This window comes from Calothrix sp. NIES-2098 (genome assembly GCF_963875125.1).
In the GTDB taxonomy this organism is placed as follows: Bacteria; Cyanobacteriota; Cyanobacteriia; order Cyanobacteriales; family Nostocaceae; genus Aulosira.
On sequence record NZ_CAWNKJ010000001.1, the window covers coordinates 8617094 to 8636239 of the forward strand.

The following is a 19146-nucleotide window of genomic DNA, read 5'->3' on the forward strand; positions in this document are numbered from 1 at the left end:
AACGCAGAGTCATAACTGTTTATAGGCAGAATTCAAAATATTTCTACTCAGTTTGTTTGTCATTGCCAAATGATGATATTGATCTCGATTTAAAAATACTTTAATAACTTTTTTAGTATGTTCTTCAACATGAAGCAATTTTTCCCTGGCCGCGATTTATTTTTGCAACCAATATGGATGGTAGAATCCAAACTAGGTTAACTATTTTAGAAATTCAGGAGAATATATGCCTTCTCTTAAACGTTTGGAGGCAAAATGCGAAGACTTGGAAGAGGAATATGAAGAAGTTCGTAAAAAGTTGAAATGGTTTAAGAAAGAACGAAACCTCAAAACTGACTCGGAAGCGAAATATGAACTTGATCAACGAATACAAGAATATGAAGAAAGATTGCAAAATATAGACGAAGAACTTGACGAGTTAGAAACGCAAATTAATCAATCTAAACAAGCGGGAAACTCTAACTTAGAAAAATACTCAAACGTGGATTATTTATATAAATCATTATTGAAGTTAGGATACTGGGAACAGCACAACCTCTTTGAAGAGATTGCTGGTAAATATTCTTATGGTGTATTTTTGATTCAAGGACCTACCAAGGAATATGGTCAAAGATGGTTACTCAATCGCTTGGCTGCGATTATCCCCAGTAGTTTAGAGGGCAGAAATATTATTGTTGATTTAAATCGAACTTCATCAAGAACAGACATTTCAGCAATTTGGGCAGAATTTGCAGATCGAATTGGTTTATTAGAAAATAGCTCACCTGCTGAAATTGCTAGCAAAATTTGTGATTTATGGAAAACACAAAATGTTATAATTGCGTTTAATAACGTTGATGAAACTATTAAAGAAAACCTGTCTGACTTATTAAACGATTTTTGGAAATTACTCACTCAAAAATTCCTAGAATTTAAGAATCAACAAAATAAATTTAAACTATTTATCTTCCTTCTAGATTATCAAGGTGTAGTCGCTCGGTGGAATGTCGGTTTTGTCGAGAATTATCATTCAGATTGGCAACCGATTTACCCTCTGGGATTACCTTTGATCGATCCATTTTCAGAGGAAGAGTTACGGGATTGGTTAAATTATCAGAGCGATTTCTTACCTCCAGCTATCTCTGCTAATAAGGCAGAAACCGTTAAAGTGCTTTTAGAGAAGCAAGGAATTCCAATACCAACTCTACGAAAAGTTTGCAATCTTTGTGGTTGTAGTTTGTCTGAACAGGAGGGTAAGTGGTTACACCTTTAAATTCTGATCGCCTGGAGTATACAGGTAGTAAACAACCGAAACAAGGAGACAGTTACAAAGGTAAGCTCATCTACCCTTACTTGCCTAGTCAAGAATTAGTGGATGTTGTGAATCTAGCGATTTACTTAGGTCGTCCATTATTACTCAAAGGAGAACCTGGATGTGGGAAAACCCAATTAGCTCTTGCAGTCGCTTATGAATTAGGGTTAGATTTTGAGGCTTGGTATGTAAAATCCACAAGTCGAGCCAAGGATGGATTATATGTTTATGATACCATTGGGCGGCTGCGAGATGCTCAATTAGCCGCATCCGGTTCTTTAACTATTGAAGATAAGCAACGCTTTAACGATCCAAATTCTTATATCCGTCTTGGACCATTAGGGCGAGCTTTTATAAATCCAAAGCGCACAGTAGTTTTAATTGATGAGATTGACAAAGCTGACATTGATTTTCCCAATGATTTATTGCTGGAACTTGATGAGCAACTAATCAAGATTGAAGAAGTAAGAGAAAACGGGAGAGAAAAGGAAATTAAGGCAGTTAATCCACCAATTGTTTTCATCACTAGTAATGATGAGAAAGATCTACCTGATGCTTTTTTGCGTCGGTGTTTATTTTACCGCATCAATTTTCCCAGTTATCAGCAAATTGTTCAAATTGTCAAAAATCGCTTCCCAGATATTGCGGATGAATTGGTAGACACAGCCGTTTCTCGATTTATGGAATTACGTGAAACTCTCTATGGCGAAACAGGAAAATTCAGTAAGAATGTAAGTACCAGTGAATTACTCGATTGGATTAAGATCCTGAAGCGAGATTCGCTGCCAGAGTCCTTAAAAAAGTTATCAGGAGATAATCGCCTGCCTTACTTAGAAGTATTACTCAAAAGTTGGGATGCTCATGTGAATTACTTGAGGCTCAGTAGCGATCGTGAATGATCCGGCACTACTAGAACTATTCACCTGTTTAAGGGAAGCAGGATTGCCACTAGGGTTGGCAGAATATCACCTGCTGCTTCAGGCTGTTCATGCAGGGTTTGGTACACACGATCGCACAGCACTAGCTCAACTATGCTGTGCCCTTTGGGTAAAATCTGAGCGAGAAAAGCAGATTTTTCAAGATTATTTCGACCAGATCATTCCACAGCAACCTGAGCAATTTTTTTTGCCAACTGAAACGGTGAAAGCTACCTCAACGGACATCAGCTTCACAACCAATCAAACAGAAAGAGCAACTAAAAGAAGACATAAAGCATCTCGAATCATATGGTTCTCGCTTTTAGGGTTTACGACTTGTATTATTGCGATCGGTGGTGCATTGTTCCTCAAAAAGTACATTTTTAAGCCACCTTCTATAGATCCATCAAAACCTGGCAGCTTAGAGTTTAGTAGCACTTCATTCCTTTTCCAGTATTCTAACGATAATAAAGGAGAAAAAGCAGCACTTATAAAAATCACCCGTAGTGATGGAAGCTATGGAGTAGTCAGTGCAAAATTGAATGCTGGAAAGCAATGTTCTCCAAACTCTCTTCTAGACGAGCAAAACAAGAATTTCCAATTAGGAGATCTTCCTTCAGTTGTCTTTAAAGATGGCGATGCACGAGAAAAAACCTTCCTGATTCCTATTATCAAGGTTAATAATGCTAATTCTTTCGCAGAATATTTTCTCTTATGCTTAACTGACCCTAAAGGTGGAGTTAAACTCGTTGATGGTAAAGACTCGTCAATTTTAGCAATTCAAAATCTGGATTACTTTAGCAATTGTTTGAGGAAGATATTTAATAAAGATATTTTTGAGCCTTTATTAATTGTTGCCACCTGCATTATTCTACTGCTTGTTGTTGGGAGGATACGGAAAATTCGGCATATCCAAGCTTCTGAAAATGAAGCACTCGTTCCACAAACTTACACCAACTTACCCAAAACAATGCTGTCGCCTGAAGTCATTCGGACAATGGCTGATGAGATTCAAGTTGCCAAAACAATCAGGCAATCTGACAGTCCACTTAGCGAACTCTTCCCCCTAATCGTTAACAATTTACCTGTCACCCATCGACAAATGAAGCAAGGGTGGCGTCATTTGCGTCAGTTTAGTCGGGAGGGACCACCCATTGAGCTAGATATGGAAGCCACTATTCAACAGGTTGCCCAGCAGGGAGTTTTATTAAATCCTGTGTTGGTTCCAAGACGTACCAACCGCATAGAACTTCTGCTATTAATTGATCGGGATGGTTCGATGGTTCCGTTTCACCACCTTTCCCAAGAGTTAGCAGATACAGCATTGCGTGGCGGGCGCTTCAGCCAGGTTAGAGTCTACTACTTTCACAACTGCCCTGATGAATATCTGTACCGCGATCGCTATCATTTAGAAGCAGAATCAATTGATGATTGTTTATCAAACTTGCCTAAAACCAGAACAGTCTGCTTGATTTTTAGTGATGCTGGAGCAGCTCGTGGTGGATTTAGTTCTAGGCGACGGCGATTGACAAAATTCTTTCTAAAAGAGCTAGGGCAGTATGTACGCTATATTGCTTGGCTGAATCCGGTTCCTCGCGATCGCTGGGAAACTACAACCGCCCATGATATTGCGGCTTTAGTTTCCATGTTTGAGGTAAATCGTCAGGAATTTTACAGCGCGATCGATGTCCTGCGGGGACGGCATCGACCGTCAAGGGACGGACAATAATATGACGAATGCTAGTAATTTGCTGCCAAAAACACGCTCTGAGGAAATTGAGCAGGCGATCGCATCATTTCAGAAACGGTTTAGCGAAGCTCATTTATACCTAGCCTATCATGCTGCATTGCCCATCGCGCTCACGCCTCATTTGATCTACTGTATCTGGGCAAATTTTCCGCTGGATATCGAAAAGCAGGACTTGAAGGTGCCGTGGATTGCTGTAGCCGACTTGCTCCTCTCTCCGCTTTGCCGTGAGGTAGGACATGAGCTATATGAGATGGATGTTGATTTACGCAATTATCTGTTAGAGCAAATGATTCATCATCCTCGCTTCGGTCAGCCGCGTGTTGAGGAATTAGCCCATTTTTTACTGTCCTATGTGCAGCGAGAATTAAATGATTCTAAATCCTCTATAAAAACGCTGGCTCAGGCTCAACGTTGGACGGCACTTGCGTATGTCTATCCGGAAGCTGTCGCCCATGATTTAGCTAACAAGCTTGCCGAATTAAGCCTCAGCGAAAAAACAGAATGGCTGCGGATGACATCGTTAACAGAAGCGATCGCCACTCCTTTGCGTCAGGCTCATTTTGAATCCTTGCTAGTGTATCTTCAGGGAATGCGCGAATTGGCTCGTGGCAATCATATCCAAGCAGAATCAACACTCAAATCTTTGCCAGCCCATAATAATCGAATTGTCGTTGCTGGAGTCACTTTACCCATTCCTGAATTCCAAGACTCTACTTGGCATATCAACCCGATTGCATCCAGAACTACCTCTCTAAAGCCATTTAAATTTGAGACAGCTAAACTAACTCGTCAACCCCGGTTTCTGCGGTTGGGTTCACGCTGGGTAATCGAGCGACATGAACAACAAGCAACCCTGTTTTATGAGCGATTAGAAGGGCAGATTTCCCTAGAAATGGTGCGTATACCAGAGGGCAACTACTGGATGGGAACTGCAAATAACGAAGGAGACTATCGGGAACGTCCTCAACATCCAGTCACCATTGTGTCCTTCTTTTTAAGTCGTTTTCCTGTGACACAAGCTCAGTGGCGAGCAATTACCAAGACTACCAAAGTCCGGATTGAACTGAATCCTGACCCTGCCTACTTTCAGGGTGATAACTTACCTATAGAAAACATTACCTGGTTTGAAGCGATCGAGTTTTGTGAGCGTTTGCAATTACAGACTGGGAAGCCCTATCGTTTACCCAGCGAAGCCGAGTGGGAATATGCTTGTCGTGCAGGGACACAAACCCCATTCTACTTTGGCGAAACAATTTCTCCGCAACTTGCCAGTTATGACGCAAGCAAACGATATCGTTCCGGTCCCAAAGGGCAAGCCAGCAAACAAACTAGTGAAGTAGGTTTTCATAATGCAGCGAATGCTTTCGGACTAGATGAAATGCATGGCAACGTTTGGGAATGGTGCGCCGATCACTGGTATGACGGCTATACGAATGCACCAGCAGACGGAAGTGTCCGCATTACCGATCACCAAAATTTCCCCAGAGTTATTCGCGGTGGTTCTTGGATGCATGAACCTACTATATGTCGTTCTGCCTATCGAAACGGCATTCCGCCAACAAACAAAGTGCTTACTATTGGCTTTCGAGTAGCCGTGTCATTGCCCAAGGCAAATCTGGGATAATCATCTGCGGATTATGGGATGTTTGTTTATTTTTTATACAATAAATAATTTACAAAATTTTATTTAAGAGTCCCTTACGAAGTACCGTTAGCATTAAGCAAAAGTCTTATAGTTAAGCAAGGCTATAGCAAAGGTTAGGGATTATCCTGTATGAGTATCCTTTCTGATCTTCAGACTAAAAAGCTGGGATTGTTTGAACTATTAGCAATAGGCTTTGATTTATATCTAAAGCATTTCCGAAGTTTTTCTAGCCTTCTCTGCGTGATACTACCCTTCTCAATTATCTTTCAAATTTTATCCTCAAATAGTCCTTCTATTTTTTTAAATCCCATTGTTTTTATTTCGTATTCGCTCTTATTAATATTTTATTTCTTCATTGTAATACCAGTTTATATTATTGTATTTGTTATCCTTGCAGAAGGCTACATCTTAGGAGAAAATCCTCAGATTAATGTTGTAACTAGAGGTATCTTGCCTCGAATTATACCATTAAATTGCTTAGGTATAAAATTTAATATTATTTTAATTTTGAGGTTTTTATTATTCATTGTTCCTGGTGTTATTTATTTAGTAAATAACGCTTACTATTCCTACGCTTTTATACTTCGAGACCAAAGAGGTAAAGCAGCATTTCAATACAGTCGCTCCTTAGTCAAAGGGAACTGGTGGAAGGTATTTTTCTTCTACGTGCTACTTTACATAATCATTTTCGGCTTACGGGTATTGATGAAAAAAATTTTAAGTAGCCTTATTTTAAACTCTCCAATATTAGTTGCTATTCTTAGCGATACATTAGCAAGCTTAGTTAGTGTTGGAGTTGGAATTAGTGGGGTTTTACTCTTTCTCAACTTAGAGTTTCAAAAAGAATAACAGAGGAAATAATTCTGGCTCTCCGAGTGTGGGTATGATAAATTAATACCTAAAAAAGGGTGAAACCATTTATATGGTAAGGTTTCATACAGACAAAACAACAGATTTGATAAAAATACAATTTGATTGTCTTGAATCCCTTGCCATTTAGTGAATTGAAGTCGTATTAAGTATTAATTCTGTATAGCAAGTCTCGGAGAGCCATAATTCTTTTTAATCGGCACGTATCATTTAAATATGGCAGACCCATCTGTTTTGACTATTTTATTCCTAGCAGCAAATCCAGCAGTAGGCTCTCAGTCGCGTTTAGAGCAAGAAGCACGAGATATTAGTGATGGGTTACAAAGAGCAAAACATCGCGATCGCTTTAAATTTGAACAACGATGGGCGATACGTCCTAGAGATATTCAACGTGCGCTGCTAGAATTTAACCCTCAAATCGTTCATTTCGCTGGACATCGCCCACAAAACAAGACATTAGGTAGTCAAGAAGCGATAACTCAAGGGTATGAAAACACCACAAAATCAGAATTTGAGCAAGAGGAGGGATTGACATTTGAAGATGACATCGGACGGATGAGGCTCATCCCGATCAATGCTCTAGCAGAGTTATTTAAGTTATTTTCAGACCAAGTGAACTGTGTTCTGTTGAATGGCTGTTACACCGAGGCGCAAGCAGAGGTAATTGCACAGCATATTCCCTATGTAATCGGCATGAAGCGCTCAATTACCGATAAAGCAGCTCTAGAATTTGCTTTAGGATTTTATGATGCGTTAGGAGCTGGTCGGGCGATCGAGTTTGCTTATAATCTGGGTTGTACTGCAATTCCAATAGCAGGTTTACCTGAGCATTGGACTCCCGTTCTCTATAAAAAGTCAGATAAAAGGTCACAATCAAACCCTATTTCCACGCAAAATGATTCGTCTGCGTTAGATAAGCATCTAATTGATGGCAAAATTCAAACACTTGCTTCCCAACGACGTGTCCAAGAAAAACGTGAAGACTTAGAACAAGAGTATCAAGAGATTCGGAAGAAGTGGAAATGGTTGAAGAAAGAATGGACTATTAAAACTGATTCCGAAGCTAAATACGAACTTTCACAACGAATAGAACAGTATGAATTGCAACTGCGAAATATTGAAGAGTTACTTGAGCAATTAGGTGGTTAGAAACCGCACGCTAGTCGCCTCAAGTTGGGCTGGTGTGATAAAACAGCAATGTTACGCGATCGCGATATTCTTTGCCCAGAAGAAGGCTATCGCTTGGATGATGAGATTAAGTACAAAAACAGCATACACTCTTTGATGGTAAATCTCACCAAAGGAGTTGCTGTGACTAGTTTTTTATTCGTTACCGATTTAGATAATACTCTCGTAGGCGATGACAAAGCGCTTGTAGAATTAAACGATCGCCTACAAAAACATCGCCAAGAATACGGTACAAAAATTGTCTATGCGACTGGGCGATCGCCTCTACTTTACCGCGAACTGCAAGTAGAAAAAAATCTCTTGGAACCAGATGCGCTCGTTCTGTCTGTAGGTACGGAAATTTATCTTGATGGTAAGGATACACCAGATGCGCGTTGGTCAGAAGTTCTCTCCCCCGGATGGGATCGCGACCTTATACTATCAATTACGGAAAAATATCCTGAGTTAGTTTTGCAACCAGAATCGGAACAGCGCCCCTTTAAAGTTAGTTTTTTTCTCGAACAAGCTGTAGCACCTGGTGTTTTATCGCAACTTGAGTTAGAGTTGCAAAAATATAATTTAAATAAAAAATTAATCTACAGCAGTGGAATCGACCTTGACATTGTCCCCCTTTCCAGCGATAAAGGTCAGGCAATGCAATTTTTACGTCATCAGTGGAAATTTGCAGCCGAACAAACAGTTGTCTGTGGTGATTCAGGTAATGATATTGCTTTATTTGCTGTAGGCAACGAACGGGGGATCGTGGTTGGGAATGCCCGCCCTGAGTTACTTCAGTGGTATAAGGACTACCCTGCTGACCACCGTTACCTTGCACGAGATTTTTGTGCGGGTGGCATTCTAGAAGGCTTGAAATATTTTGGATTTTTAGAATGATTAGTTATCTAAAAGGTATCGTAGCTGGGGTTCAGACAATTAGCAGTAACCGCGTGATTTTGACTCTTGAGGTCAATAACATCGGGTATGATTTGCAAATTCCGCAACGGCTAGCACAGCATTTACCTGAGTCGGGAGGAGTGGTGCAAATCTTTACCCATTACCAAGTCCGCGAAGAAGTGCCGTTATTGTATGGCTTTTCTTCCCCAGCCGAACGGGATTTATTTCGTCACCTACAGAGTGTTAGCGGAATTGGTGCAGCTTTAGCGATTACTCTGTTAGACACTTTAGAACTACCAGATTTAGTGCAAGCAATTATTGCTGCTAACATCCAAGTTCTGATTCAAGCCCCAGGTGTGGGTAAGAAAACCGCAGAACGCATCTGTTTGGAACTGAAAAGCAAATTAATAGAGTGGCGCAAATCAGCAGGGTTCTTTGTTGCTACAGGCGGGCCAGCACCAGGAATTCTCGAAGAAGTGCAAATGACTCTGTTTGCTTTAGGCTACACTGCGCATGAAGTCAGCCATGCTTTACACGTAGTCAGCGAAGACATTGGACTACCAAAAGACGCCTATGTAGAAGATTGGATTAAACAAGCGATCGCTCATCTTAGCAGTAGCGAACAAATTGGTTAGTAGTCAAGAGTCAAGAGTCAAAAGTCAAGAGTCAAAAATTATTCTCCCTTGTCTTCCTTGTCTCCCTTGTCCCCTCATTACTCCTATCTACAATGCCCATAGATCCTTATGCTTGGCTAGAGCAGTCTTTGGCAACTATTCATCGGGCGGATTGGTATCGTTCAGTACAACCAATCCACGGTTGCCCCGGTGCTACTGTGATTTTAGAGGGGCGGGAAGTAATTAATTTTGCCAGCAATGACTATTTAGGCTTGGCAGGAGATCGGAGATTAATTCAAGCCGGGGTTGCAGCTACACAAGAATTTGGCACGGGAAGTACGGGTTCGCGATTACTTAGCGGGCATCGGGAATTACATAGAAAATTAGAATCAGCGATCGCATCTTTGAAACAAACAGAAGATGCCTTAGTATTTAGTTCGGGTTATTTAGCTAATTTAGGTGCGATCGCAGCTTTGGTAGGTAAGCGCGATTTAATTCTCTCTGACCAGTACAATCATTCCAGCCTCAAAAATGGGGCAATTCTTAGTAGTGCGGCGATAATTGAGTATCCCCACTGTGATGGTACAGCTTTAAGAAATTACTTAATTGAACACAGACAAAATTACCGACGCTGTTTAATCCTCACCGATAGCGTCTTCAGTATGGATGGCGATTTATGTCCTTTGCCAGCGCTATTAGATATAGCTGAAGAATTTAGCTGTATGCTTTTAGTGGATGAAGCTCATGCTACGGGAGTCATAGGTAAAACTGGCGCAGGGTGCGTGGAACATTTTGGCTGTACGGGGAAGCAGTTAATACAAATTGGTACATTAAGTAAAGCTTTGGGTAGTTTAGGCGGATATGTCGCCGGAAGCGCTACCTTAATTGACTTTTTACGCAATCGCGCACCAACTTGGATTTATACCACAGGTCTTTCACCCGCCGATACAGCCGCAGCCTTAGCCGCAATTGAAATAGTACAACAAGAACCACAACGCCGTCAGCAATTATGGGCGAATGTCGATTACTTGAAAACGCTAATGCAAGCACAGGTAGCTGAATTAAAGTTGCTGCCTTCAGAATCACCTATATTATGTTTTCAATTGCCAAGTGCCGCAGATGCGCTACAAGCTGGTAAGTCTTTAAAAGATGCAGGAATTTTCGCCCCAGCGATTCGTCCGCCAACTGTACCCACCAGCCGCATTAGGATATCTGCAATGGCGACGCATCAACCAGCGCATATTGAAAAATTAGTAGCAGCATTGCGCGACAGTCTCCAACTATTAGATCCCTGACTTCTCGAAGAAATGGGGGATTTGGACATCGAGAATCAACAACATGAGACCAGATAAATCTTGTTTGTCACAAATGAGTACTCGTTCACAATGAATGAGTACTGGTTAATAAACAACCCGATCTGATTGGTCACAAATGCGATCGCGTTCTCTATGGATGAGGTCTCGTTAATAAACAACCCGATCTGGTTAGTCACAAATGCGATCGCGTTCTCTATGGATGAGTACTCGTTAATAAACAACTCGATCTGGTTGGTCACAAATGCGATCGAGTTCTCTATGGATGAGGTCTCGTTGATAACCAAGACTGACTTTCAAAGTGCGATCGCCCCGATATTGTCCCATAGCCGTAGGGTGCTTTATGTCTCCAACGTTGCGGTTACTGGATATCGTTGCGTGGACAACCGCTAATTGAGAACCAAACAACTATTACTATAGATATTCCTCTTCAAAATATATTTACTCCCGAAGCACTCAAAACTATCATGTCTCGCATCACCGTTGGAGAATCCCTATGACAGCTATCTTCCCAGATGCAGAAAAATTTAAATATATCGAACCCCAACAAGTACAAGCCTATTTACTAGCACATGGTTGGCAAATGCAGCAAAATCATGGTGATAAAGCTGCTATTTGGACTCTAGATGGTTTTGAAATTTTACTCCCCCTGAAAACAGAAGTTATTGACTTTTCCCGCTGCATGGCGGAAGTCGTAGAAACCCTGGCGTTAGCTGAAACTAAATCCCAACTGGAAATTTTCGGAGATTTAATTACAAATGCACCTAACACCACCATCCAAGCAGTCGTCACACATATCGCCACACCCAACGCCGATAAACTGAGTGGTGAAATAACTCTTTTGGGTATTGTTGTGAATAAACTGCGTCCTATTCATACAGAATTAGCTGACCGTGACTACATTCTGGCACTTAAAGCTTATCAAGAACGCTTACCAATTTACTGCACAGGTGACTTAATTAAGGAAAACGGTATATTCATGCTAAAAAATCCTCATCAATTTTGCTTGGATGATAGTAGTAAATCGTAAGTTGGGCTTACCTTGTGCAACTTCATGCCATGTTTCTTAAATATGTAGAATGGAAAAAATACCTTCTAGCAACATAAAGACAATTACCATCAAACCAGGTTATCGACCCCAAGCCCCTGACATCTACATCGATGCAGATATCTATCTGTTTACCCAACTTTACGTACCAAATCTACCTATGCAATGGACACCCAATCAATCACTGCACTACACAAGACTACGTGATTTACTCGCAGCAGGGGAGTGGAAAGAAGCTGATGAGGAAACAGCGCGAGTCATACTAGCTATAGCTGGGAGAGAAAACGAAGGCTGGCTTGATCTTGAACATATTGAGAACTTTCCTTGCGAAGACCTCTGCACGATAGACGAGTTATGGGTAAAACACAGCAATGGGCACTTTGGCTTCTCTGTGCAAAAGCGCATTTATCAAAGTCTGGGTGGAACGGTTGGAACCAGAGAACATAACAGCAAAATATGGCAAGCCTTCATAGACTCAGTTGGCTGGAGAAAGGAAGGAAAGTGGATGTACTACAACGACCTGACCTTTGACCTCACAGCACCAGTAGCCCACCTCCCTTACGGGTTGTATTTATTAACGTTTATTGGGGGGTTTTGGGTTAAGTGGTGGTGGGTTCTCTTCTCTCGCATTGAGACTTGTAAACTGTAACATATAAAACCTACAGAAAATTTTAAAGATTTAAGAACCCATCATTTTCCACGAAGCCTTGCGGATTGTAGCTTTCTGTTACCTGGCACTGGGCATTCTCCCTCTGGGAGTAGAATTTTGTAATGTTATACCCTAGGCTAACGCACTGTTAATTGCTGATGGTGCTTTACTCAAAAGCGATCGCTAACCCTAAACTATTTCTCAATCATGCCTGCCAGAGATATATATCACAATGTAGTTATTCAAGCATTAATAGCAGATGGCTGGACAATTACTGATGACCCTTTATATTTGGGTTACGGTGGTAGAGATTTATATATAGATTTAGGTGCAGAACGCAGCACAATTGCGGCAGAAAAAGATAATCAAAAGATAGCAGTTGAAATTAAAAGTTTTCTCAGCCCTTCTCCTGTAAGTGACCTGCAAGAAGCAGTTGGTCAGTATGATATTTATCGCACTATACTATTAGAATTAGAGCCAGAACGTATACTGTATTTAGCTGTTGCCAAACGAGTTTATGAGGGGATTTTTTCAGAACGCTTAGGTCAGCTAATTGTCAATCGAATACAGATAAAACTTATTGTATTTGACGAAAAAAATGAGAGGGTTTGGCAATGGATAAATTAACTAAATATCGGGAAATTGTCAGACAAATAATCAATGAATACGCCAAGCATAAACCTTATCACGGCAAAATCGATCCTTTACCAATTATTGACACAGAAAATGACCGTTATCAAGTTGTACAAGTAGGCTGGGATGGAGTGCGGCGCGTACATGGCTGTACTGTGCATCTTGATATTATTGGTGAAAAAGTTTGGATTCAATATGATGGTTGTTCTCAACCTTTAGCACAAGCACTTATAGATGCAGGTGTACCTAAAGAAGATATTGTATTAGCTTTTCATCCAGAAGAATTACGACAATATACGGGTTTTGCCGTGTATTGAATTTTTGATTAAGCAATCTAGCCACATGGGTAGTTGTGGGTGAATAATTACGAATTACAAATTATCAATTCAATCGCTCCACCTGAAATGTAAAGTGTGTTATGCCGTAGTCTAACGCACCGTTAATTGCCGCTTATAGTGAAAAATTTCAGGTACGCGGTGATAGCGATGTATCCATTTAACAACAGCATTGGGCGATCGCTCTAATTAATTGAATTTTCTATAGTATCATCTACCCCTTGTTGCTATTATTTTTTGATACATCTATGAGAAACAGCAATGGACGAAAATAACCGCCACTCTTATTGGCGTGCTAATACTGCTTTAATTCGGAATCTTTTAATTGTCTGGGCGCTTGTTTCCCTTGTTTTCAGTATTTTGCTAGTTGAACCATTGAACTCAATTCGCTTTTTCGGTGTTCCCTTTGGCTTTTGGATGGCACAGCAAGGATCGATCTTGATATTTGTAGCATTAATTTTCATTTATGCCTTCCAGATGGATAAGTTAGACCGCAAATATAGCAATAGGAAGTGAGGAGCAAAGCCCTGATACCAATTCACGAAAAATTTGATTCAAATAAAGCATCAAGAATAAAGTCCCAACCTGTAATAGAAGCAATGGTTGATGTGTTTAATTTCTCCAAACGCTTCCAGATAAATTGTCTTAATTCATCCAACGCTCCAAAACTTTCCCACGCCAAATATCTTTTAACTTCCTCCCACAATCGCTCAATTGGATTAACTTGCGGTGTATGTGGGGGTTGAAATAACAAAATTATATTTTCTGGTATCTGAAGATGTTGACTAAAATGAAAAGCACCATTGTCTAACTGAATAATATGTATATCTTGGGCATAATTAGCCGAGAATTTTTCTAGAAAAATCTGAAAACAAGCTGCATTTAAATGAGAGAATTCCCAAATAAAATTCTCACCAGTTAATGGTTCTACCAATCCATATAAATAAAAATTTTCTCGCTTCCATTGCATGATGCCAATAGGCTTAGTACCTTTTGTAGTAATTAATCTTCCTGCTTCTGTTTTCAGTCCTACGCGGCTTTCATCCTCACACCAATACCTAATTTTTCTTTGTCTATCTATTGGTGATATGACATATTTCTGAATTACGTCTAGGTATTGTGGGAGTTTTTTTTAAACTCTTCTTCCGCTTCTGGTTGGTGTTTAATGCCTACTGCACGCGGCACCTTTAGCTTCGCTTTCATTTGATAACGCACTGTATCATGTACTACTTTGTATGAAGCTTCTACACCCTCTACCGCTTTTAACCATGTTCGGATTTCTTCATAACTTTTAAATCCCTGGGGGTCTTCCAGTTCCTTTGAAAGCTGCTCTCGAACATCTGTGTTAATAATTGGTGGTCGTCCTGAACCTTTTTTTCTTGATACGAGACTAGTGATTCCTGACTCTGCATAAACTTTTAACCACCTTTGTACCGTCGCGCTTCCTCTGCCCAATACCACTGCTAAATCTTGTATTGTCTTTACCTGCTTTATCTTCAGTAAATACAACGCTTGAATCCGTTCTTTACCTAATGCTGTTTTTTGTTTTCTTAGCAGCTCATGTAATTCCTCGGCTGACTCCTTTATTTTTACTTTGGTGACTCCTGCCATAAACTTCTGCTCATATTTCTTCCTTAATTATCTTTATCATTTTTTTAGTGAAATGGTATCAGTTGAAATTTGGACTCTGATAATAGTTGGACTTTCTTTTTTAATATACATTTACATTGGTTGGCAATCGCGAGTCGAAAATACGAAAGACTTCTTTGTCGCAGGCCAGGGAATACCGTCTATTGCGAATGGTGCTGCTACTGCGGCTGATTGGATGTCTGCGGCCTCGTTCATTTCAATGGCGGGGCTGATTTCTTTCATGGGCTACGACGGTTCTATTTATTTGCTGGGCTGGACTGGCGGCTATGTACTGCTAGCATTACTTTTAGCTCCTTACCTACGGAAATTTGGTAAGTATACAGTGCCGGATTTTGTCGGCGATCGCTATTATTCTAATACTGCCCGGTTAGTAGCAGTAATTGCCGCGATTTTTGTCTCTTTCACCTACGTTGCTGGGCAAATGCGGGGTGTGGGCATTGTTTTCAGCCGCTTTTTGCAAGTAGACATCAATACAGGCGTGGTCATCGGTATGGTAATCGTTGGCTTTTTTGCTGTATTGGGAGGGATGAAAGGCATTACTTGGACGCAAGTAGCCCAGTATTGCGTGTTAATTGTTGCTTATCTCATACCAGCGATCGCGATCGCGCAGTTGCTGACTGGTCACTTTATTCCTCAGCTAGCATTCACCTTTAGCGATGTTGCTGATAAGCTCAATCAAATCCAGAAAGACCTTGGCTTTCAAGAGTATACTCAAGCATTTGTGAACAAGCCAATGGTGGATGTACTATTTACTACCATTGCTTTGATGGTCGGCACTGCTGGCTTACCGCATATCATCGTCAGATTTTACACTGTACCTAGTGTACGTGCAGCCCGCTTTTCTGCTGGTTGGGCATTGTTATTTATCGCCATACTTTATACTACTGCACCAGCACTCTCAATGTTTGCCCGCTATAACTTGATTGATAACTTGCACAATCAGACAACTACGCAAGTACAGCAACTAGATTGGGCAAACAAGTGGGAAAAAACTGGACTGCTGGCTTTTGAAGATAAAAATAAAGATGGACGTTTCCAGTTAACGCCAAATAAAGACACCAACGAAATTAAGATTGACCGAGATATTATTGTGCTTTCTACCCCAGAGGTGGCTAATCTACCAGCTTGGGTAATTGCTTTAGTAGCGGCTGGCGGGTTAGCGGCGGCTTTATCTACAGCATCGGGTCTGTTGTTAGTAATTTCCAGTTCTGTTGCCCATGATGTCTACTACCGCATAATAGATTCCAATGCTTCCGAACAAAAACGGGTGTTTGTCGGGCGGATTATGGTGGGTATATCGCTGGTTTTAGCTGGCTATTTTGGGGTAAATCCTCCAGGATTTGTCAGTGAAGTCGTCGCTTTCGCCTTTGGTTTAGCAGCAGCTAGCTTCTTCCCGGTAATTTTCTTGGGGATTTTTGATAAGCGTACCAATTCTCAAGGGGCGATCGCGGGAATGTTAATCGGTTTGATTTTTACGATTGTTTACATTATCAGTGTCAAGTTTGGTGGCGGTCAACCTTGGTTTTTTGGCGTTTCTCCTGAAGGAATTGGCACTTTGGGTATGCTGATCAATTTTATCGTTACTCTAGTGGTTTCGCGCCTCACTCCACCACCACCAGAAGAAATTCAGCTACTAGTGGAAGACTTACGCACGCCTACGATTGAACAATAGCTAGCATTCACAAAATTATAATTAAAGATTTGCTCTAGAGATGATTTACACAAATGTCTCTAGACTTTTATTTTTTAGGCCATATTGTTTGATTGAGCGTTAAAAACTTTAGCAATATATTTACTAATTAATTTTAAGAAATAGCATAGCCAGCAATTTAAATGCGACAATCTGAGCTTATTTTCTCAATCTAAGGAAGACATGGACGATCGCAAAAAAGCTCTCCAGTCAATCGCAGCTGCACGCTGGCGAGTATCTCTGCTCCTTAGTGGGGCGATGATGGTGATTTATTTTGGCTTTATTCTGCTGATTGCCTTCAATAAGCCTTTATTAGGCTCATTAATCTTACCAGGGTTGAGTCTAGGTATTTTGTTGGGGGCGCTGGTAATTGTTTCAGCATGGGTATTAATTTTTCTCTATGTCCGCTGGGCAAATAACAAATATGACAACCGCATCAACAATTTAACACGCGAGTAAATAGCTATACCTGTATCAAAAATCCCAAATTGTAACCAAAATATGATCGTAAATAGTCTTTGGTATATTCCCCAACTGGCTGTAGCTGATGTTACTAGCCTGGGACATTTTAACCCGTTGGCGATCGCTTTCTTCTTCCTGTTTGTAGCATCTTCTCTAGGTATTACTTACTGGGCGGCAAAGTTAACTAAAAGCACATCCCACTTCTACACGGCTGGTGGTAATATCAGCGGTTTCCAAAATGGGCTAGCTTTAGCAGGCGACTTCATGAGTGCAGCTAGCTTTTTAGGAATTGCTGGGTTAGTTGCACTCAATGGCTTTGACGGCTTAATTTATTCTATTGGCTTTTTGGTAGGCTGGCCGATCGTCATGTTTCTGATTGCCGAACCATTGCGCAATCTCGGCAAATATACCTTTGCAGATGTGGTAGCTTATCGCTTGCAGCAAAAACCTGTACGTATCGCTGCCGCCATTGGGACGTTAGCAGTCATCAGCTTTTATTTAATTGCCCAAATGGTAGGCGCTGGCGAACTGATCAAACTACTATTTGGTTTTGATTATGAATTAGCGGTAGTCATCGTTGGCGGTGTGATGATGGCTTACGTGATTTTTGGTGGGATGATTGCTACTACCTGGGTACAAATTATCAAAGCAGTTTTGCTGTTAGGCGGAACTATTTTGTTATCTATTTTAGTATTAGCAAAATTTGGTTTTAATCCCCTCAATCTCTTCGCTGCCGCCGCAGACAAGTATTCTGGAGTATTAGCGCCTGGTAAGCAAGTTTCCGATCCTTGGGATGCGATTTCCTTGGGGATGTCGTTGATGTTCGGTACTGCGGGATTACCTCATATTTTGATGCGCTTCTACACAGTACCCGATGCCAAAGCCGCGAGAATTTCTGTAACTTACGCCACAGCTTTGATTGGCTTTTTCTATCTCCTCACCTTTATCCTAGGGTTTGGGGCAATGGTACTAGTTGGTCAAGATGCCATCAAGCAAATCGGCACTGGTGGTAACATGGCTGCACCGATGTTAGCCGAATTTCTCGGTGGAGATGCTTTCTTGGGCTTTATTGCGGCTGTCTCCTTCGCCACAATTTTAGCAGTAGTTGCAGGTTTAACACTTTCTGGTGCAGCCGCATTGTCTCACGATTTATGGGTGAATGTGGTGCGCGGAGGTCATGCCAACGAATCAGAACAGCTAAAAGTAGCTCGCGGTGCGACAATGCTTTTGGGCGCATTGGCGATTATCCTGGGTATCTTATTCAAAGGACAAAACGTAGCATACATGGTAGGTTTAGCATTTGCGATCGCAGCTAGTGCCAACTTCCCAGCTTTACTGCTATCAATGTTATGGCGACGTTTCACTACTTACGGTGCTGTAGCAAGTATGTTAGTCGGAACCTTCTCCGCTTTGATATTGATTTATTTCTCCCCCACCATCCAAGTAGCAATCCTTAATCACCCTAATGCACTTTTCCCCTTAAAAAATCCTGGCTTAGTAACAATTCCCTTAGCATTTATTGTCGGAATCGTTGTTTCTCTACTGTCTAGCGAAACACAAGCAGAAGAAAAATTTGCAGAAGTAGAGAACCGCATCCACATCGGTTCCGAAAACTGAGAATGAAAAGAACGCATAGACGCATAATCTTGTTTTCTGGTTTGCGTCTATGCGTGACATATCACCATTACTTAGTATCCGGTGGTGGAATAATCTCAAGTCCATATCTTGGGGCTGCTGCTATTACTTTTTCGATATCTGCGGGGCTAACTGTCGGTGGCTGCGTTATCTCTCCTACTGGTATAGCTACTTCTATGAAAAATTTTTCTAATCCTGCTGGCGTTACCCAACACAATAATTTTGCTGGTTGTGTGCCAACATTTGTAAATCTGTGAAGTTGACCTTTGGGAGAATGCAGAAAAGTCCCAGGAGTAGCTACAACTATTTGCTCATCAAGCTGAAATTCCAACTCTCCTTCTTGAATATAAAAAGATTCGTCTTCCTGACTATGAATATGGGGCGGTGTGCCACTTTGCGGTTGAACGGTAATCTCAACTAAAGCATAAGCTTTGCTAGTATCTTCACCCACTACCTTGAAAGTATACAAGTCTCCCAGCACCCAATAGGAAGAACCTTGTCCTGGTTGCTGCACTACTCCCTGTAAATTCACTGTCATTTTCATTTCCTCTCATTAAAACTCTGCGCCCCTCTGCGTTTCAAA

At 41.1% G+C, this 19146-nt stretch carries 20 protein-coding genes; 17 read left to right on the top strand and 3 right to left on the bottom strand.

Annotated elements, in window-relative coordinates:
• Positions 1-226 precede the first annotated feature (226 nt).
• The 14 genes from AACU33_RS36185 (at position 227) to AACU33_RS36250 (ending at position 13642) form a co-directional block, all read left to right on the top strand.
• Complete coding sequence (locus AACU33_RS36185) at positions 227-1252, top strand: hypothetical protein (protein WP_096595043.1); 1026 nt, start codon at positions 227-229, stop codon at positions 1250-1252.
• A complete protein-coding gene (locus AACU33_RS36190; RefSeq protein ID WP_096595044.1) occupies positions 1237-2190 on the top strand; it encodes an AAA family ATPase in 954 nt (317 codons plus the stop codon). Before AACU33_RS36185 ends, AACU33_RS36190 begins: the two co-directional genes overlap by 16 nt.
• On the top strand, positions 2183-3937 hold the full coding sequence (locus AACU33_RS36195; RefSeq protein WP_096595045.1) for a hypothetical protein: 1755 nt from the start codon (positions 2183-2185) through the stop codon (positions 3935-3937). The genes AACU33_RS36190 and AACU33_RS36195 overlap by 8 nt, the downstream gene beginning before the upstream one ends.
• Before the next feature lies 1 nt (position 3938).
• Positions 3939-5582, top strand: a complete 1644-nt coding sequence (locus tag AACU33_RS36200) for a formylglycine-generating enzyme family protein (RefSeq protein ID WP_339376478.1) — start codon at positions 3939-3941, stop codon at positions 5580-5582.
• Between the two features lie 150 nt (positions 5583-5732).
• Positions 5733-6452 (top strand): hypothetical protein, encoded by a 720-nt coding sequence (locus tag AACU33_RS36205; protein WP_096595047.1) that lies wholly within the window; start codon positions 5733-5735, stop codon positions 6450-6452.
• A gap of 237 nt (positions 6453-6689) precedes the next feature.
• Entirely contained in the window at positions 6690-7622 is a 933-nt protein-coding gene (locus tag AACU33_RS36210; protein ID WP_339376479.1) for a CHAT domain-containing protein, read from the top strand.
• A gap of 162 nt (positions 7623-7784) precedes the next feature.
• Positions 7785-8534, top strand: a complete 750-nt coding sequence (locus AACU33_RS36215; protein ID WP_339376534.1) for a sucrose-phosphate phosphatase — start codon at positions 7785-7787, stop codon at positions 8532-8534.
• On the top strand, positions 8531-9169 hold the full coding sequence (gene ruvA / locus AACU33_RS36220) for a Holliday junction branch migration protein RuvA (RefSeq protein ID WP_096595048.1): 639 nt from the start codon (positions 8531-8533) through the stop codon (positions 9167-9169). The genes AACU33_RS36215 and ruvA overlap by 4 nt, the downstream gene beginning before the upstream one ends.
• Before the next feature lie 92 nt (positions 9170-9261).
• Positions 9262-10443: an 8-amino-7-oxononanoate synthase gene (gene bioF, locus AACU33_RS36225; RefSeq protein ID WP_096595049.1), complete on the top strand. Its 1182-nt coding sequence runs from the start codon at positions 9262-9264 to the stop codon at positions 10441-10443.
• A gap of 514 nt (positions 10444-10957) precedes the next feature.
• Complete coding sequence (locus AACU33_RS36230; protein WP_096595050.1) at positions 10958-11491, top strand: hypothetical protein; 534 nt, start codon at positions 10958-10960, stop codon at positions 11489-11491.
• A gap of 49 nt (positions 11492-11540) precedes the next feature.
• Entirely contained in the window at positions 11541-12158 is a 618-nt protein-coding gene (locus tag AACU33_RS36235) for a GUN4 domain-containing protein (RefSeq protein ID WP_096595051.1), read from the top strand.
• A 207-nt stretch (positions 12159-12365) separates the two neighbouring features.
• On the top strand, positions 12366-12785 hold the full coding sequence (locus AACU33_RS36240; RefSeq protein ID WP_096595052.1) for an element excision factor XisH family protein: 420 nt from the start codon (positions 12366-12368) through the stop codon (positions 12783-12785).
• Positions 12773-13108 (top strand): XisI protein, encoded by a 336-nt coding sequence (locus AACU33_RS36245; RefSeq protein WP_096595053.1) that lies wholly within the window; start codon positions 12773-12775, stop codon positions 13106-13108. Before AACU33_RS36240 ends, AACU33_RS36245 begins: the two co-directional genes overlap by 13 nt.
• Before the next feature lie 279 nt (positions 13109-13387).
• On the top strand, positions 13388-13642 hold the full coding sequence (locus AACU33_RS36250; protein ID WP_096595054.1) for a DUF4212 domain-containing protein: 255 nt from the start codon (positions 13388-13390) through the stop codon (positions 13640-13642).
• 22 nt (positions 13643-13664) lie between these two features.
• On the opposite strand, the gene AACU33_RS36255 is transcribed toward AACU33_RS36250, so the two are convergent.
• A complete protein-coding gene (locus AACU33_RS36255) occupies positions 13665-14231 on the bottom strand; it encodes an IS630 family transposase (protein ID WP_096588143.1) in 567 nt (188 codons plus the stop codon).
• A gap of 5 nt (positions 14232-14236) precedes the next feature.
• Positions 14237-14737 carry a helix-turn-helix domain-containing protein gene (locus AACU33_RS36260; protein ID WP_096588144.1) on the bottom strand — a complete coding sequence of 167 codons (501 nt, stop codon included), beginning with the start codon at positions 14735-14737 and terminating at the stop codon, positions 14237-14239.
• 52 nt (positions 14738-14789) lie between these two features.
• Here AACU33_RS36260 and AACU33_RS36265 point away from each other — a divergent pair, with 52 nt between their 5' ends.
• The 3 genes from AACU33_RS36265 (at position 14790) to AACU33_RS36275 (ending at position 18545) form a co-directional block, all read left to right on the top strand.
• The gene (locus tag AACU33_RS36265; RefSeq protein ID WP_096595055.1) at positions 14790-16448 is read left to right on the top strand and encodes a sodium:solute symporter family protein; all 1659 of its coding nucleotides are present in this window, start codon (positions 14790-14792) and stop codon (positions 16446-16448) included.
• 201 nt (positions 16449-16649) lie between these two features.
• Positions 16650-16925 (top strand): DUF485 domain-containing protein, encoded by a 276-nt coding sequence (locus AACU33_RS36270; RefSeq protein ID WP_096595056.1) that lies wholly within the window; start codon positions 16650-16652, stop codon positions 16923-16925.
• Between the two features lie 42 nt (positions 16926-16967).
• A complete protein-coding gene (locus AACU33_RS36275) occupies positions 16968-18545 on the top strand; it encodes a sodium:solute symporter family transporter (protein ID WP_096595057.1) in 1578 nt (525 codons plus the stop codon).
• Positions 18546-18612: 67 nt separating this feature from the next.
• Here AACU33_RS36275 and AACU33_RS36280 read toward each other — a convergent pair whose 3' ends face one another.
• On the bottom strand, positions 18613-19101 hold the full coding sequence (locus tag AACU33_RS36280) for a cupin domain-containing protein (RefSeq protein ID WP_096595512.1): 489 nt from the start codon (positions 19099-19101) through the stop codon (positions 18613-18615).
• Positions 19102-19146: the final 45 nt, after the last annotated feature.

Coding starts and splice junctions, on each gene's coding strand:
- AACU33_RS36185 (WP_096595043.1), top strand. CDS start 227: ATGCCTTCTCTTAAACGTTTGGAGGCAAAATGCGAAGACTTGGAAGAG.
- AACU33_RS36200 (WP_339376478.1), top strand. CDS start 3,939: ATGACGAATGCTAGTAATTTGCTGCCAAAAACACGCTCTGAGGAAATT.
- AACU33_RS36205 (WP_096595047.1), top strand. CDS start 5,733: ATGAGTATCCTTTCTGATCTTCAGACTAAAAAGCTGGGATTGTTTGAA.
- AACU33_RS36210 (WP_339376479.1), top strand. CDS start 6,690: ATGGCAGACCCATCTGTTTTGACTATTTTATTCCTAGCAGCAAATCCA.
- ruvA (WP_096595048.1), top strand. CDS start 8,531: ATGATTAGTTATCTAAAAGGTATCGTAGCTGGGGTTCAGACAATTAGC.
- bioF (WP_096595049.1), top strand. CDS start 9,262: ATGCCCATAGATCCTTATGCTTGGCTAGAGCAGTCTTTGGCAACTATT.
- AACU33_RS36230 (WP_096595050.1), top strand. CDS start 10,958: ATGACAGCTATCTTCCCAGATGCAGAAAAATTTAAATATATCGAACCC.
- AACU33_RS36235 (WP_096595051.1), top strand. CDS start 11,541: ATGGAAAAAATACCTTCTAGCAACATAAAGACAATTACCATCAAACCA.
- AACU33_RS36240 (WP_096595052.1), top strand. CDS start 12,366: ATGCCTGCCAGAGATATATATCACAATGTAGTTATTCAAGCATTAATA.
- AACU33_RS36245 (WP_096595053.1), top strand. CDS start 12,773: ATGGATAAATTAACTAAATATCGGGAAATTGTCAGACAAATAATCAAT.
- AACU33_RS36250 (WP_096595054.1), top strand. CDS start 13,388: ATGGACGAAAATAACCGCCACTCTTATTGGCGTGCTAATACTGCTTTA.
- AACU33_RS36260 (WP_096588144.1), bottom strand. CDS start 14,737: ATGGCAGGAGTCACCAAAGTAAAAATAAAGGAGTCAGCCGAGGAATTA.
- AACU33_RS36265 (WP_096595055.1), top strand. CDS start 14,790: ATGGTATCAGTTGAAATTTGGACTCTGATAATAGTTGGACTTTCTTTT.
- AACU33_RS36270 (WP_096595056.1), top strand. CDS start 16,650: ATGGACGATCGCAAAAAAGCTCTCCAGTCAATCGCAGCTGCACGCTGG.
- AACU33_RS36275 (WP_096595057.1), top strand. CDS start 16,968: ATGATCGTAAATAGTCTTTGGTATATTCCCCAACTGGCTGTAGCTGAT.
- AACU33_RS36280 (WP_096595512.1), bottom strand. CDS start 19,101: ATGACAGTGAATTTACAGGGAGTAGTGCAGCAACCAGGACAAGGTTCT.